We start from the raw sequence: 14,640 nt of genomic DNA, 5'->3' as shown, positions 1-14,640 counted from the left end.
CGTGAGCCGACGTTGTCGGCGACCAGGGTGTGCCGGACACAAGGCCCCCGATCGGTCACGGCAAGAACTCAACCCACCGCATGTCCGACGAGGCTGCCGATCGCGTAGGTGACGGCCATCGCGATCGCGCCACCGATCACCACCCGGGCCATCGGCCGCCACGGCCTGGAGCCGCCCAGGACGGCGCCGACCGCGCCGGTCAGTGCCAGCGCGAGGATGACGGCGACAAAGGCGATCGGAATCCGTACGCCTGCCGGTGGGACCAGGATGGCGATCAACGGCAACAGTGCGCCGACGGTGAAGGCGACCGCCGACGAGAACGCGGCCAACCACGGATTGGTCAGTTCGTCCGGGTCGATCCCGAGTTCCACGTCGACGTGCGCGGAGAACGCATCGTGGGCGGTCAGCTCCCGGGCGACCTGGCAGGCGGTGTCGTGGGAGAGGCCTTTGGCCTCGTAGAGACCGACGAGCTCGTCGAACTCGGCCTCCGGCTGCTCGGCGAGCTCGCGGCTCTCTTTGCGCAGCAATGCCTTCTCGGTGTCGCGTTGGGCGCTCACCGACACGTACTCGCCGAGCGCCATCGACACCGCACCGGCGGCCAGGGCGGCGATACCGGCGGTGAACACCGGCTCGCGCTCGACGGTCGCGGCGGCGACGCCGACGACGATGCCCGCCGTCGACACGATCCCGTCGTTCGCCCCGAGCACCCCGGCACGTAGCCAGTTCAGCCGGTTCGCGAGCGCGCCACCGGAATGCGGCTCACCCGCGTGCTGGTGCGGTGCACCGTCGGCACGGGTGTCGACACCCTCATCGGTCATACATCCAGCTAACCGTGGGGTCGGCTCGCCCGCAAGCAAGGTGAGCCGACCCTGGCCGTCGGATCAGTATCCGCTCGACCGCATCGGTGCCGGGTCGTAGAGCCCGGATCGTTTCGCGGTACCCAGCTCGAGGTGTGCCGGGGGCGCCGGATCGATCTGGGTGAAGCGTTGCAGCCCACCCCAGTCGCGTCCCCAGTTGTTGCGCAGATAGGTGGGCAGCAGGGTGGGGGTCAGCATGGCCTCGGTGATGCCGAGCGGGCCACCGGCGGTGCCGGCCATCCAGGTCTGGCTGTTCTTCCGGGTGGCCTCGGCGTCGGGCATGATCCGCCACTGCGGGACCTCGAGGACGCCGTTGCGGACCTTCATCGGCTGCTGGCACGGGAACACCAGCCCGGGCATCCAGTCGATGAACACCGGATCGGTGGTGCCGACGACGTCGTTGAGGGTACCGAGGGTGCTCACCCGCGGCGGGGTGAACGCAATCCACTCGTTGGGGGCACCGGCGGAGTCGGACACCTCGATCCGCACCACGTTCGCGCGGGCCGGGGCGTCGGCGAGCGGGAACCGCAGATTGCGCCACGTGGGTGCCTCGCCGATGTCGATCGGGCTGAGCACACCGACCGGCGTGACCTTCCCGTCCGGGCCGGTGCGGCCGAACCGGGCGACCAGCTTCTGCCCGGAGTGCACGACGCCGATCCCGTCGACCGCCTCCACCGATCCGGCCACCGCGACGGTCAGGAGCGGGGCGTCGTCGGATCGTTCCGGCAGCGAGTACCACGACGTGGTGAGATCGCCGGTGCCGGTGGGGGAGCCGTACGATCCCAGGACCGGGGTGGCGAGCGGGTCGAGGCCGAACGGCAGCTTCACCGTCGATCCGTTGACGCCGGTGGCGCCCTGCCCGCCCTCGGTACCGCCCGCCGCCGACGACGTGTCGGTGGTGGCGTCCTCGGCGCCGGCACCGGACGGGGCACTGTTGGTGGCCGAGCTCGCGGCGCTCTCGTCGACGGTCGAATCCACCGACAACTTGTTCGGGACACCGTTGGGGGAGAAGCCCGCCGGGGGCACACCGTCGGCGGTTCCGGCGAGTGCCGCCGAGACGCTCGGCGCCGGTGCCGATCCCACCGCGGCCGGCCGGAGCAGGCCTGCGGTGGGATCGGCCTCCACCAGCACATCGTTGGCCAATCCGCACGAATTGCCGCTCAGGGCACGCAGATTGGAGTTCAGCCACGACCACGAGTCGCGCTGCACATAGGCGGCCTTGGCGAACGAGGCCACCATGAAGATCACCACGAATGCCGAGATCACCGGCAGCGGCGAGAACGTCAGCCGCGAATACCAGTGCGGCGTACGGCCGGTACGGGTCGCGTCGTCGACGTAGTCGTCGCGGAAGTGGAACCACAGGCCGATCAGGGCGGTGATCACCGCCAGGGCGAGGAACACCCAACCCAGCTTGATCCCGGCGACGGCGGGCGGCCGATCCCACCAGGGGATGCCGTAGCTGCCGATGTACCACCAGCCGTTGGTGCCGGTGAACGAGATCCCGGTGACGGCCAGTACGGCCGCGGCGAAGAACGTGCGATTGCGTCGTGACCGCAGGATCGCCGGAGCCATCATCGCGCCCGCGGCCGCCGCCAGACCGGCGGCGATACCCGCATACACACCGAAGTGGTGGGTCCACTTGGTGGGCGTGAACGAGATGAAGAACATGGTGCCCAGGGTCACCGCGATCAACCGCCAGATCGGTGCGCGCGCAATCCCGTTGGGGTGCTCACGCCGGAGCAGCCGCAGCAGCACCACGATCAGGCACAGGATCATCATCAGGATGCCGTAGCGGCGGGCGAGGGTGCCGTCGGCGGTCGGGAGGATCAGGTAGTAGTACCGGACCGGCTCCTCCCACCACTCCAGGGTGGGGCCGACGTCGGTGGCCACCTTGTTGCCCTCGAGCAGCGGTGCCAGGGGTTGATCGGCGAAGATCTGGAACAGCACCGCGGTACCGGCGGCCAGGATCGGCGCCAGCATGGGCAGCAGACCGTCCCGCTTGCGGCGGGTCACCAGTGCCCGCACCACCGGCCGGATTCCGGCCAGCAGTGCGGCGACGGCCATCAGGCCGCCGGGTGCGAGTGCCAGGGTGAACGCCGCGGTGACCACCGCGATCGCATAGGGGAGCAGACGCCGGGTGGCGATGGCCCGCTCGACGCAGCACCAGGTGAGCAGCGCGCCGACGGCCTCGGCCGGTTCCGGCCGCAGACCGTTGTTGTAGGGCAACCAGATCGCGAGGAAGACGAATGCCGCCGACCACACCGCGGGGGTGCTGTTGCGCACCGCCCGGCCGAGGCGCGGGATCACCTCACGCGAGATCAGCCACCAGCCGAGCAGACCCAGCGCAAAGGCGGGCAGCCGCATCCACGGTGTGGCGGTGGAGATCTGCGTCATCCAGGAGATCACCTGGAAGTGCCAGCCGAACGGGTCCTGCGGCACGCCGAAGTAGCGGAAGTAGTTGTCGGCATACCCGGCGTCGCCGGTGATCCGGCCGACGGTGAAGTTGTAGCCGTCGTCGGAGGTGTTGGCACCGGCGATCCACCAGAACGCCAGGATCGCGAACACCGCGACGTCCGAACCGCGGATGGTCCACCACCCCGACGGCAGGAAACGCTTGTGCCCGCGCCCGTCCCGATGATCGAGGATGCCCAGCATGACCAGCGAGACCAGGGTCATCAGGATGCCGACGACGATCGCGGTCACCTTCAGCGGTGAGGGCGAACTGACGTATCGGGTGTCGATCGTGGCGTGCAGCGAGAGGCCCTCGCGCGGAGCCGATTCCGGAAGATCGGTGTAGATGCCCACGATCTGCGGGCGCATCTGGTGATCGGGGACGGAGAAGGTGTGCAGTCCGTCGCCGGCCAGGGCCGGTGCGGTCGCCGCGTCACCGGGGCCGCCGGCGAAGCGTGCCGAGACACCGGTGCCGTCGGCATGGAACAGGATGCGGCAGTCCGGGTTCTGCTGTGCGGCCGCGCGGGGCGTGGTGAGGATGACGACGTCACGGTCGGTGACGGTCAGGGTGTCGGCGGTGGCCCGGATGAACAGTGCGCGCGCACTGGCCTCCTGGCCGGCGGTGGGCAGCGTCGACAGCAACACCCCGCCGGAGGCGGGCAGGCGGGTCGCCAGCGAACACGGCACCGACAGATCCATGTCGATCGGCACGAACGACACCAGTGGTGCGGTGACGCTGCCGACCTTGTCGTCCTGCGGCCAGTTGAGCTCTGCGGTGGTCTGATTCACCGGCAGCAGCGGGGTGGCCACCGCGAGGAGGGCGCCGAGCAGGCCGGTGACCACCGCGAGGATCTTGACCATCCGTGGGCTCGGCCGCCACTGCGCCGGCCGGGTGTCGTTGCATACCGACCCCGCCTCGTCCGGTGCACCGCGCGTCCCGGGGGTGCCGTCGTCGTTGCGTGCGTCAGTCGTCATCGGACGTCTCCACCCTGATCGAACCGTTCCGCGACCATCCCCAGCGGGTCTGCGGTGATGTCGCCACCCGGGCCGGGGCGGCGTCGGGGACCAGCGGGGTGAGCCGTTCGAGCGCACCCCAGTCCTGTGTCCAGTCGTCCTTCAGATAGGTCGGCACCGCCAGCGCCGACGTCGTCGCCTCCGAGATCGCCAGCAGGCCACCGTCGTCGGCGTCCTGCCAGGTCTTCGACTGCGAGTTGGCGGTCGCATAGTCGGGCAGGATGCGCCAGCGCGGGATCTCGGCGACCCCGTTGTGCACCTGCAGCGGCTGCTGGCACGGGAAGTGCGCGGCCACCATGAAGTCGACCAGCGTGGGTGCGGAGTCGCCGACGACCTGCTGCAGGGTCTGCAGGCGCGGAGCCCGCGGCGGGGTGATCGCCAGGAACTGCTTCTCGCCGAGGTTGTTGTCCAGCAACGACAGTCGCATCACCGTCGCCGCGGGCGGAACCGCCGACATCGGCACCCGCAGATTGCGCCACGGACGGTTGGTGATGATCGGCCCCGGGTCGATCGGCAGCACGTCGGGACCGATCTGCTCGAACGAGCCGTCCGCGCCGGGCCTGCCGAACTGCACGGTCAGCTTCTGGCCGAAGACGTGCACGCCGAAGACGTCCACGGTGGCGACCGCACCGGCGGCCGAGACCACCAGCAGCGGTGAGGTGTTGCGGTCGGGCAGGTCGTACCAGCCGGTGGTCAGGCGTGCCTCGCCGGTCGCGCCGTAGCTGCCCAGGACCGGTGTGGTGGCCGGGTCGAGTCCATACGGCAGTGCGACATTCGAGCCGTTGACCGTGGTGGGACCGCGGCCGCCGGTGGTGCCGGCGCCGAGCCCGCCGGACACCACGAACGGCCGGGAGAACGGGTTGGCGACGTTCATCTGGCCGGGGCGGGCGCTGCCCGGCTCCGGCGACAGGTCGTCGGGTACCCCGTCGGGAGTGAATCCGACTGCGGTGGTGCCGCTTCCGGACCCCGACAACGCGGCCGTCTGCGACTGTCCGTTGGCCGGGGTCAACACCCCGGCATTCGGGTCGGATTCCACCAGCACCGCGTCGGCCATGCCGCAGGTGTTGCCGCGCAAGGTGTTCAGGTTCTCGGCGAGCACCGTGGTCGCCGGATACCGCACCACCGCGGCCTTGGCGAACACCAGTAGCTGCGAGATCACCATCAGCCCGGCGATCACCGCGATCGGCGACGACGCCAGGAACAGCCGACGACGATCGGCGGCCGAGTCGGCCTTCCCGGAACTGCTGTGTGCCAGACCGCGATTGGCCACATAGTCCAGACGCAGATGCTGCCACACCGCCACCACGACGGCGAGGACGGCCAACGCCAGGAAGATCGTCGAGATCGGGATACCGGCGAGGACCGGGGCCCGGTCGAACCACGAGATGCCGTATTCGTAGGCGAACGGCCAGGCGTTCTTGCCCGCCATCGCCGCGGCCAGGGCGAACAGCAGGCCCGCGACGAACACCGTCAGGTTGCGTCCCGACCGCGCCGCCGACTGCACCACCGCGACGGTGGCGACCGCGGCGATCGCCGCACCGAGACCGGTGAACACACCGAACTGGATGGTCCACTTGGTGGGGGTGAACGCGAACAGCAGCAGGGTGACGCCGGTGGCGCCGATCAGGCGCCACGTGGGGCCGCCGTCCACACCACGGATCCGGCCCTGCCGCAACATCACCGCGACCGCCACCATCAGGCCGGCGAACAGCAGCAGCAGCGGGACGCGGCGGGTCAGCGCGCCGTCCTTGGTGGACACCGTCAGGAAGTAGTAGCGCAGGTACTCCTGATGCCAGCCGATGATCGGCCCGGTGACGTAACGGGTCTTGATCGCCTCGAGCACCGTGGCCAGTGTCTGGTCACGGAAGACAACCACCAGCACCAGCAATCCGGCGGCGGCCAGCGGTGCGAGCAGTGCGGCCAGTCCGGCCTCACGGCGTCGGGCCACCAGGATGCGCAGCAGCGGACGGGCGGCGACGATCAGGATCGCCACCCCGATCACGCCGTGCGGGGCCAGCGCCAGGGTGAAACCGGCGGCGACGGCGGCCAGCGCGGCGGGCAGCATCCGGCGGGTCGCGATGGACCGCTCGGCCGCCCACCAGGTGAGCAGCGAGCCCAGCACGATGATCGGTTCGCTGCGCAGGCCGCTGCAGAACGGCATCCAGAACGCCAGGAAGGTCAGTGCGGCCGCCCACATCGGCCAGCCGCCACCGAGCAGCCGGGTCACCCGGCCCGTGCCGCCGCGCACCGCGGCACCGAGCCGCGGAAGCAGCACCCGCGCCAGGATGAACCACGACGCGAGGCCGGCGATCAGCGGCGGCAGATGCATCCACAGGATCGACGGGGACACGCTCGCCCAGTGCGCCAGGAAGGAGTAGTACCAGTCGAACGGCGCCTCGGGGATGCCGTAGAAGCGGTAGTAGTTCGCCAGATAGCCGAAGGAGTCGGCGGTGCGCCCCATGGTGAGGATGTAGCCGTCGTCGGGGGAGCCGGCACCCAGGAACAGCCACACCAGCAGCACACCGGTCACCACCAGGTCGGTGCCGCGGGGCCGCAGCGCCGCCCACAGGCCCGGGCGCGGCCCGATCCGGCGATGATGGCCGTACAGGCGGTCGAGCAGGGCCAGTGCGATCAGCGCGACGACGACGCACAGCACGGCCAGGATCATCACGATCTGCTTGAGCAGGGTCGGCGACGACGCATAGCGGTTGTCGATCTCGACGTGCACCCGCAGGCCGTCGGCGGCCCGGACCTGCTCGGTGCTCAGCGAGGTGAACACCCCGTCGATCTGTGGCCGCTTGCCGGGGTCGAGATCCGACGCCGGGCCGAGCCCCACGAAGCGGGCGCCGGTCGAGGTGCCCGACGACCAGATGTGCAGCGTCGAACACCGGCCCAGTTCGGCGCGCGGTGCACTCGCGGCCAGGTTGTTGCGGAAGGTCACCGAGACGGTGTCCCGCCCCGCCGACACGTACAGGGCCTTGCCCTTGCTGCCCGGCGCCGACGTCGGCATGGTCGCCAGCACCACACCGCCCTGTGCGGGCAGATCGGCCAGGGTGGCGCACGGGATGGAGATGTCCAGGGAGCGGGGCACCTGCGCGATCAGCGGTGCGGTCACACTCGCAGAATTCGCCAGCGGTTGGCCCTGCGGCCAGTCGAAGGACGCCTGGGTGGACTGCACCGGCAGCAACGGCACCACGGCACACAGGACGGCGCCCAGCACGCCGGAGACGATCGCGATCAACCGGATCATCCCGGATCGGGCGCTGAGCTGGGACGATCGTCCGTCGCCACTCGCCGGTGAGGCCGACGGGTCGGCTCCGGGGGCTGGAGACGGGGCTGACGCAGACACGAAGACTGATCGTATGTGACCTGCCCACCAGGTCATAAGCGGACGAGCGTTGCGGGCCCGTCATCCCGTGATCCCCAGAAAGCTCACAGATTCATTCCACTAGTGTTGCGGACTGATGACTGCCTCCTCGACGCCGACGTCCGCCACGCCCGATCGGCGTGGCGGTCAGCGTGTGCTGCACCTCGGTTCCCGCACCCTGCCGTCGTCGCCGCGGACCTGGGCCGTGGTCTCCGCAGTGGCCGGGTCGATCGCCGTCCTCGCGGCCGTCCTGACCCCGTTCCTGCCGGTCACAGCCCACACCGCCACCATCACCTGGCCCCAGGCCGCCGCCGCGACACCCTCGGTGACCGCGCCGCTGGTCGCGCAGACCGCGTCGGGTCTCGACGCCACCATCGACTGCCGGGTGCTCACCGAGCGGCCGGCCGACGCCGACGCCACCAGCGCGGTCACCGTGCTCTCGACCATGCCCCGCGCATCCCAGAAGGCCACCGACAATGCGTTGATCGTCACGTCGGGCCCGTCGGGGGTGACCGTGACCACCCGCGGCAAGCCGCTGGCCACCGCCACCACCGATCAGCTGGGGCAATGCACCCGGCTGCACATCTGGTCGTCGTCGACCGGCGTGGGCGCCCGTTTCGACGGTGTGCCCGGCCCCGATGCGACCGGCACCGCCGAGGCGTCGGCCCAACCGCAGATCGCCGGGCTGTTCACCGCGCTGAACGCCGAGCAGGTCCGTCTCGGCGACGGCATGGCCGTGCGGATCGACGTCGACAACCGCTTCGACACCAGCCCCACCGCACTCAAACTCGTCGTGATGATCATCGGCATCCTCGCCGCGATCATCGCGTTCATCGCGATCGCCGCCCTCGACGTGATCGGCGGCCATCACCGCCGGATCGGCCGGGTGGACCTGCGCCGGTTGCTGATGCCGCGCGCCGCCGACATCGCGGTCACCGCGATCCTGGTGATCTGGCATTTCCTGGGGGCGGGCAGCTCCGACGACGGCTACATCCTGGAGATGGGCCGCAACAGCTCCGACGCCGGTTATCTGGCGAACTACTACCGCTTCTACGGGGCTCCCGAGGCGCCGTTCGACTGGTACTACTCGTTCCTGGCGCACTGGTCGTCGGTGTCGACCGCCGGTATCTGGATGCGGCTGCCCGCGCTGATCGCCGGGCTGCTCGCCTGGTTCGTGCTCAGCCGGGTGCTGCTGCCGCGGCTGGGCGGGGCGGTGCGCCGCTCGCAGTGGGCGATGTTCACCGCCGCCGCGGTCTTCCTGGCGTTCTGGATGCCGTTCTGCAGCGGCCTGCGTGCCGAGCCGATCATCGTGCTCGGCTCACTGCTGACCTGGTGGGGTGTGGAGCAGGCGGTGGCCACCCGCCGCATGCTGCCGGCCGCCGGGGCCACCCTGGCCGCGTGCCTGACCCTGGCGCTGGGCCCCCACGGTGTGATCGCGGTGGCTCTGCTGCTGGCCGGGTCGCGGCCGATGCTGCGCAATCTCCGACGCCGCGACCGTGAACTGCGGATCACCTGGCGTGGGCGTCCGCTGCCGGGTACCGGGCTCGGGGCGCTGCTGGCCCCGATCGGGGCGGCCGTCGCCGTCGTGGTGATCGTGGTGTTCCGCGACCAGACCCTGATGAACGTCCTCGAGGCCATCCGGATCCGCTACACCGTCGGCCCCACCCTGGCCTGGAACCAGGAGTTCCTGCGCTACTACTACCTGACGCTGAGCACCCAGGACGGGTCGCTGGTGCGGCGCGTCCCGGTCACCCTGCTGGCCGCCGGACTGTTCGTCACCCTCGCGGTGATGTTGCGGCGCAAACGTATCCGCGGCGTCGACCCGTCCCCGGTGTGGCGGCTGATCGGTGCGGTGCTGCTGACGGTGCTGCTGCTGTCGTTCACCCCCACCAAGTGGACCGTCCAGTTCGGCATCTACGCCGGCCTGGCCGCTGCCCTGGCCGCCGTCGCGACGGTCGCCGTCGCCCAGTCGTCGCGGCGGTCCCCGCGCAATGTCGCGATGTACGTGGCGGTGTTGCTGTTCGCCTGCGCGGTGTCGGTGGCCGGCCAGAACGCGTGGGGCTGGTCGTATGACTTCGGTATCTCCTGGTTCGACAAGGCGCCGGTGATCGGCGGACATCCGCTGTCGACGATCTTCCTGATCCTGACCGTGGTGGCCCTCGCGGTGGCGATGTGGTTCCACCTGCGCATCGACGTCGACGCCGAGCACCACCGCGTCCGCGACGCCGGCGGCACGCCGACCCGCACACAGACCGCGATCGCGTCGTCGCCGATGCTGGTGATCGCGACGCTGGTGGTGCTCATCGAGCTGGTGCTGTTCGCCAAGGCGGCCGTCGCCCGCTCCGACACCTACTCGACCCTCGGGTCCAACCTGCGGGCGCTGACCGGCAACAGCTGCGGCATGGCCGACCGCGTACTCGTCGAGGACGACCCGAATGTCGGTGCGCTGCAACCGATCGGCACCACCGACATCTCTCGTGCGCTGGCCGGTGACGACAACGGTTTCACTGCCGACGGCGTGGCCGGTGATCTCACCCCGGATGCGACGTCGCTGGGTGCGGGCACCATCAACACCTCCGGCAATCTCGCGCAGCCGTTCGTCGTGTCCGGCGGGGCGCCCGGCACCACCGGCGGTGTGATCGCCGACCCCGGCGTCAACGGCTCGCACGCCGCGCTGCCGTTCGGGCTCGACCCGGCCACCACCCCGGTGATGGGCAGCTACGGCCACGACAACGGCACCGCCGAACTCACCACGCTGCCCTATGCGCTGCCCGCACGGGATTCGTCGCCGCTGATCGTGATCACCGCCGCCGGGCCGATCGCCTCGATCGACCAGGACGGCGTGTACACCCCGGGCCGGCTGCTGCAGGTGCAGTTCGGCCGGGTGTCCGGCACCGGTGCCTTCGAGCAGGTCGGCGAGCCGTTCACGCCGATCGATCCGGGCCCCGACCGTCCGAACCGGTCGTGGCGCAATCTGCGTATCCCGATGTCGGCGGTGCCGGCCGAGGCCACCGCCCTGCGGATCCACGCCCTCGACGACAACCTCGCCAACGACCAGTGGCTGGCCATCACCCCGCCGCGCGCGCCGCGGCTGACCACCCTGCAGTCCACTGTCGGCACCACCGACCCGGTGCTGCTGGATCTGTCGGTGGGCAGCCAGTTCCCGTGCCAGCACCCGATGACGGTGTCCGACGGGATCTCCGAGGTCCCGCAGTGGCGGATCGTGCCCGATCAGGTGACCACCAACTCGAAGTCCAAGACCTGGCAGGCCAGTGTCAACGGCGGCATCCTCACCACCGTCGACGCGCTCACCTCGTCGTCGACGATGGCCACCTACCTGGAGAACGACTGGTACCGCAACTGGGGTGGGCTCCAACGGCTCACACCGCTGGTGCCCGACGCGCAGCCGGCCGCGGTGAGCGTCGGTGAGCAGCGCGTATGGGGCTGGACCCGGGACGGATCGATCAGAGTGGTGGCGCAGAAATGACCGACCGGACCGTCCGTATCGCCAAGATCGTCGCCGTGGTGACGGGTCTGATCGGCATCGTGCTGGCCGTCGCCATGCCGTTGCTGCCGGTCAGCTACACCAAGGCCACCATCACCTGGCCGCAGGCCGGTCAGGTGCGCAATGTGGTGGCGCCCAACGTCTCCTACACGCCCGTCGCGATGGACATCACCGTGCCGTGTGCCCTGGCCGCCGACCTGCCCGCCGGTGGTGGCGTGCTGTTGTCGACGGTGCCGGAGAGCGGCGTGGACGCAGGCAAGGTGGGTCTGTTCGTCCGTGCCACCTCCGATCGTCTGCTGGTCACGCAGCGAAATGTGGTGCTGCTCAGCGTTCCCCGTGCCGACGCGCAACGTGCCGCCGGATGTGTGGTCGCGATCTCCGCCGACACCAGCGGGATTCGCGGTGAGATCCGCGGGCTGTCCACCGACGGCGGTGCGCCGCCGAGTTTCGCCGTCGACGACCCCAATGCGCGACCGCAGATCATCGGTGTCTACACCGATCTGCCGGAGACCGCGAATGCCGAAGGGCTCTCGTTCTCGTCGACCGTCGACACCCGGTTCGTGTCGAGTCCGACGACGCTGAAGTTCGTCGCCGCCCTGGTCGGCGTGCTGATGACGATCGTGTCGATGATCGCCCTCGCCGTCCTCGACCGCCAGGACGGCCGCCGGTCGCGGCGCTGGCTGCCCGGCAAGACCCGCCACGGTGAACCCGGTGCGCCGCAACGTCCCTGGTGGCGTCCCACCCTGCTCGACGGCGTGGTCGTGGCGGTGCTGGTGATCTGGTTGTTCGTCGGCGGCAACACCGCCGACGACGGCTATCAGGTGACGGTCGGCCGGGTCGCCCCGGACGCCGGATACCTCGACAACTACTACCGCTATTTCGGTGTGCCGCAGGACCCATTTGGCTGGCACTACCAGTATCTGGCGCTGTGGATGCAGGTCTCCACCGCCACCCCGTGGCTTCGCCTGTTGCCGTTGCTGTTCGCGCTGGCCGCCTGGTTCATGCTCTCGCGTGCGGCCTTCGGTCGGATCGGTGCGGCGGTCCGTACCTCACCGGCAGCCCGCTGGGCCGGTGCCTTCGCCTTCCTCGCGGTGTGGCTGGCGTTCAACAACGGTATCCGGGTGGAACCGTTCCTGGCGGTGGGCATCCTGCTCACCTGGCTGCTGGTGGAGCGGTTCATCGCCACCGGCCGGCTGTTCCCGCTGGCCCTGGGTATCGTGGCCGCCGCCTTCACCCTGACGGTGCATCCGGCCGGTGCGATCGCCGCGCTCGCCCTGGTGGCGGCGCTGCGCCCGATCGTCAAGCGGCTGCGTATCCGCATCCGTCGCGACGGCTGGTTGCCGGTGCTGGTGCCGATCCTGGCGTCGGGTCTGCTGGTGGTCTACGAGATCTTCGCCGATCAGCCGCTTGCCTCGATCCTCGAGGGCGTCAAGGTGCAGGGCATCGTCGGACCCACCAACAAGTGGTGGACCGAGGCCATGCGGTACTACATCCTGCAGAACCCCACCACCGATGGTTCGATCGCGCGTCGCATCGGCATCTTCGTGACGTTCTTCGCGGTGCTGATCATCGTGCTCACCCTGCTGAGCCGGCGCCGGGTGCCGCGGGTGGCCACCGCCCCGCTGTGGCGCCTCGTCGCGATCCTGGCCGGAGCGGTTGCGGTGCTGGCGTTCTCGCCCACCAAGGCGACCCACCAGCTCGGTGCCTTCGCCACGCTTGCCGGTGCGCTGGTCGCCGCGGCGACGGTGCTCATCTCACCGGCGGTGATGCGACGACGCAGCAACCGCACCTTTGTCGCCGCCGCGGCCGCCTATGTGCTGGCCGTGACCTTCGCCGGGCGTAACCAATGGTGGTACGTCGGCAGTTACGGCATCCCGTGGGCCGACGACACCCCGAATGTGGCCGGGGTCAACCTGTACGTCCCGATCCTGGTGGTCGCCTTCGTGCTGACCCTGCTCGGGGCGTGGCAGTACTACCGCGACGACCGTCTTGCGCAGGACGGGCAGTCGCTCGAGCCGAGGCCGGCCGGTCGCGTGCGCACCGTGTTCCGGGGGATGCCGACGTATTCGCTGGCGATCGTCCTGGCGATCGTCCTGGTGTTCACCATGATCTCGTTCGCCAAGGCGATCGTGACCCAGCGCGGCTCGTGGACGTGGGCCAGCTCCAACGTCGACGCGCTGCGCGGGCACCCCTGCGCGCTGGCCGATGCGGTGCTGGTGGAGGCCGACCCCAACACGGGTCTGCTCGCCCCGGCCGATGTTGCCGGACAGAACAATCCGTCACCGGGTGCCGCTCTCGCCGGGGCCGGGATGACCGGGTTCACCCCGGACGGTGTGGGGTCCAACCTGGAGGCCATCGCCGACGGCGATTCGTCCGAGGTCGATCGCACGCAGACCGATCCGAATGCCGCGCAGGAGGAGCCGACCGGTTCGTCGGGGTCGGCCGACACCGGTGGCGGCACCACCAACCGCAAGGGTGTCAACGGGTCGTCGGTCAAGCTGCCCTTCGGTCTGGACCAGTCGAAGGTGGCGGTGCTGGGCAGTTACGGCGCACCGAACGGCCGGGCGCAGTTGACCTCCGACTGGTATCAGATGCCGGCCCGCAGCGCCGGTGCACCGCTGGTGACGATGTCGGTGGCCGGTGCCGTCGAGTACGTCGACGAGCTCGCCGTCACCCACACCGGCCAGAAGCTGCGCCTGGAGTTCGGTCGGGTGGAACCCGACGGCAGCGTCACCACGGTGGCGTCGATGGTGCCGCTCGGGATCGACACCGCGCCCGAATGGCGTAACCTGCGTTTCCCGCTCGACCAGGCGCCGCCGCGCGCCTCCGTCGTGCGGGTGGTGGCCGCCGACACCAGTTCCGATCCGGCCCAGTGGCTCGCCCTCACGCCCCCGCGTGTGACCACCCTGACGACGCTGAACGACCTTGTCGGCAGCGAGGACCCGGTGCTGCTCGACTGGGAGGTCGCCTTGGCCTTCCCCTGCCAGCGTCCGGCGACGGTGCGTAACGGCATCCTCGAGGTCCCGCAGTGGCGCGTCACCCCCGACGCCGACGGCGAGCGCGTGAACTCGCGCCGCTGGATGGCCGGCGACTACGGCGGCCCGCTCGGCATCGTGGAGAACGACCTGCGGCCGACGGTGCTCCCGTCCTACCTGCGCAATGCGTGGGCCAAGGACTGGGGCAGCCTGCAGCGCCTGACGCCGTTGGTGGACCAGGTTCCGGCACACCTCGAGATCACCCAGGACGTCCACACCGGTCTCTGGACCCCCGGCCCGATGCGCGCGATCAAGAACTAGCGTCAACTGCCCGCTGGGCCTTGGTGATCGAGCCGGGCGGCCTTCGGTGATCGAGCCGGGACTTCTTTCGGTGATCGAGCCGGGACTTCCTTGGGTGATCGAGCCGGGACCGAGCATCGCGAGGACCCGTGTCGAAATCTCCGCAGCGGA

Annotated in this window: 5 protein-coding genes; 2 read left to right on the top strand and 3 right to left on the bottom strand. The window is 70.1% G+C overall.

The features are described from left to right. Nucleotides 1–68: 68 nt before the first annotated feature. The 3 genes from GD1_RS20320 to GD1_RS20310 all read right to left on the bottom strand — a co-directional run bounded on the left by GD1_RS20320 (nt 69) and on the right by GD1_RS20310 (nt 7,707). Complete coding sequence (locus GD1_RS20320; protein WP_020793241.1) at nt 69–818, bottom strand: VIT1/CCC1 transporter family protein; 750 nt, start codon at nt 816–818, stop codon at nt 69–71. A 63-nt stretch (nt 819–881) separates the two neighbouring features. Beyond that, nucleotides 882–4,169, bottom strand: a complete 3,288-nt coding sequence (locus GD1_RS20315) for an arabinosyltransferase domain-containing protein (protein ID WP_059039333.1) — start codon at nt 4,167–4,169, stop codon at nt 882–884. Between the two features lie 103 nt (nt 4,170–4,272). After that, nucleotides 4,273–7,707 (bottom strand): arabinosyltransferase domain-containing protein, encoded by a 3,435-nt coding sequence (locus GD1_RS20310; RefSeq protein WP_169798206.1) that lies wholly within the window; start codon nt 7,705–7,707, stop codon nt 4,273–4,275. A gap of 79 nt (nt 7,708–7,786) precedes the next feature. Here GD1_RS20310 and GD1_RS20305 point away from each other — a divergent pair, with 79 nt between their 5' ends. Together GD1_RS20305 and GD1_RS20300 are read left to right on the top strand one after the other, a co-directional pair. Next, complete coding sequence (locus GD1_RS20305) at nt 7,787–11,176, top strand: arabinosyltransferase domain-containing protein (RefSeq protein ID WP_059039331.1); 3,390 nt, start codon at nt 7,787–7,789, stop codon at nt 11,174–11,176. Next, nucleotides 11,173–14,490, top strand: a complete 3,318-nt coding sequence (locus GD1_RS20300) for an arabinosyltransferase domain-containing protein (protein WP_059039330.1) — start codon at nt 11,173–11,175, stop codon at nt 14,488–14,490. Before GD1_RS20305 ends, GD1_RS20300 begins: the two co-directional genes overlap by 4 nt. Nucleotides 14,491–14,640: the final 150 nt, after the last annotated feature.

The sequence above is a fragment of the Gordonia desulfuricans NBRC 100010 genome (assembly GCF_001485495.1).
Taxonomy (GTDB): Bacteria; Actinomycetota; Actinomycetes; order Mycobacteriales; family Mycobacteriaceae; genus Gordonia; species Gordonia desulfuricans.
Note: the sequence above shows the minus strand (reverse complement) of the source record. Positions and strands in the feature narration are given on the sequence as shown.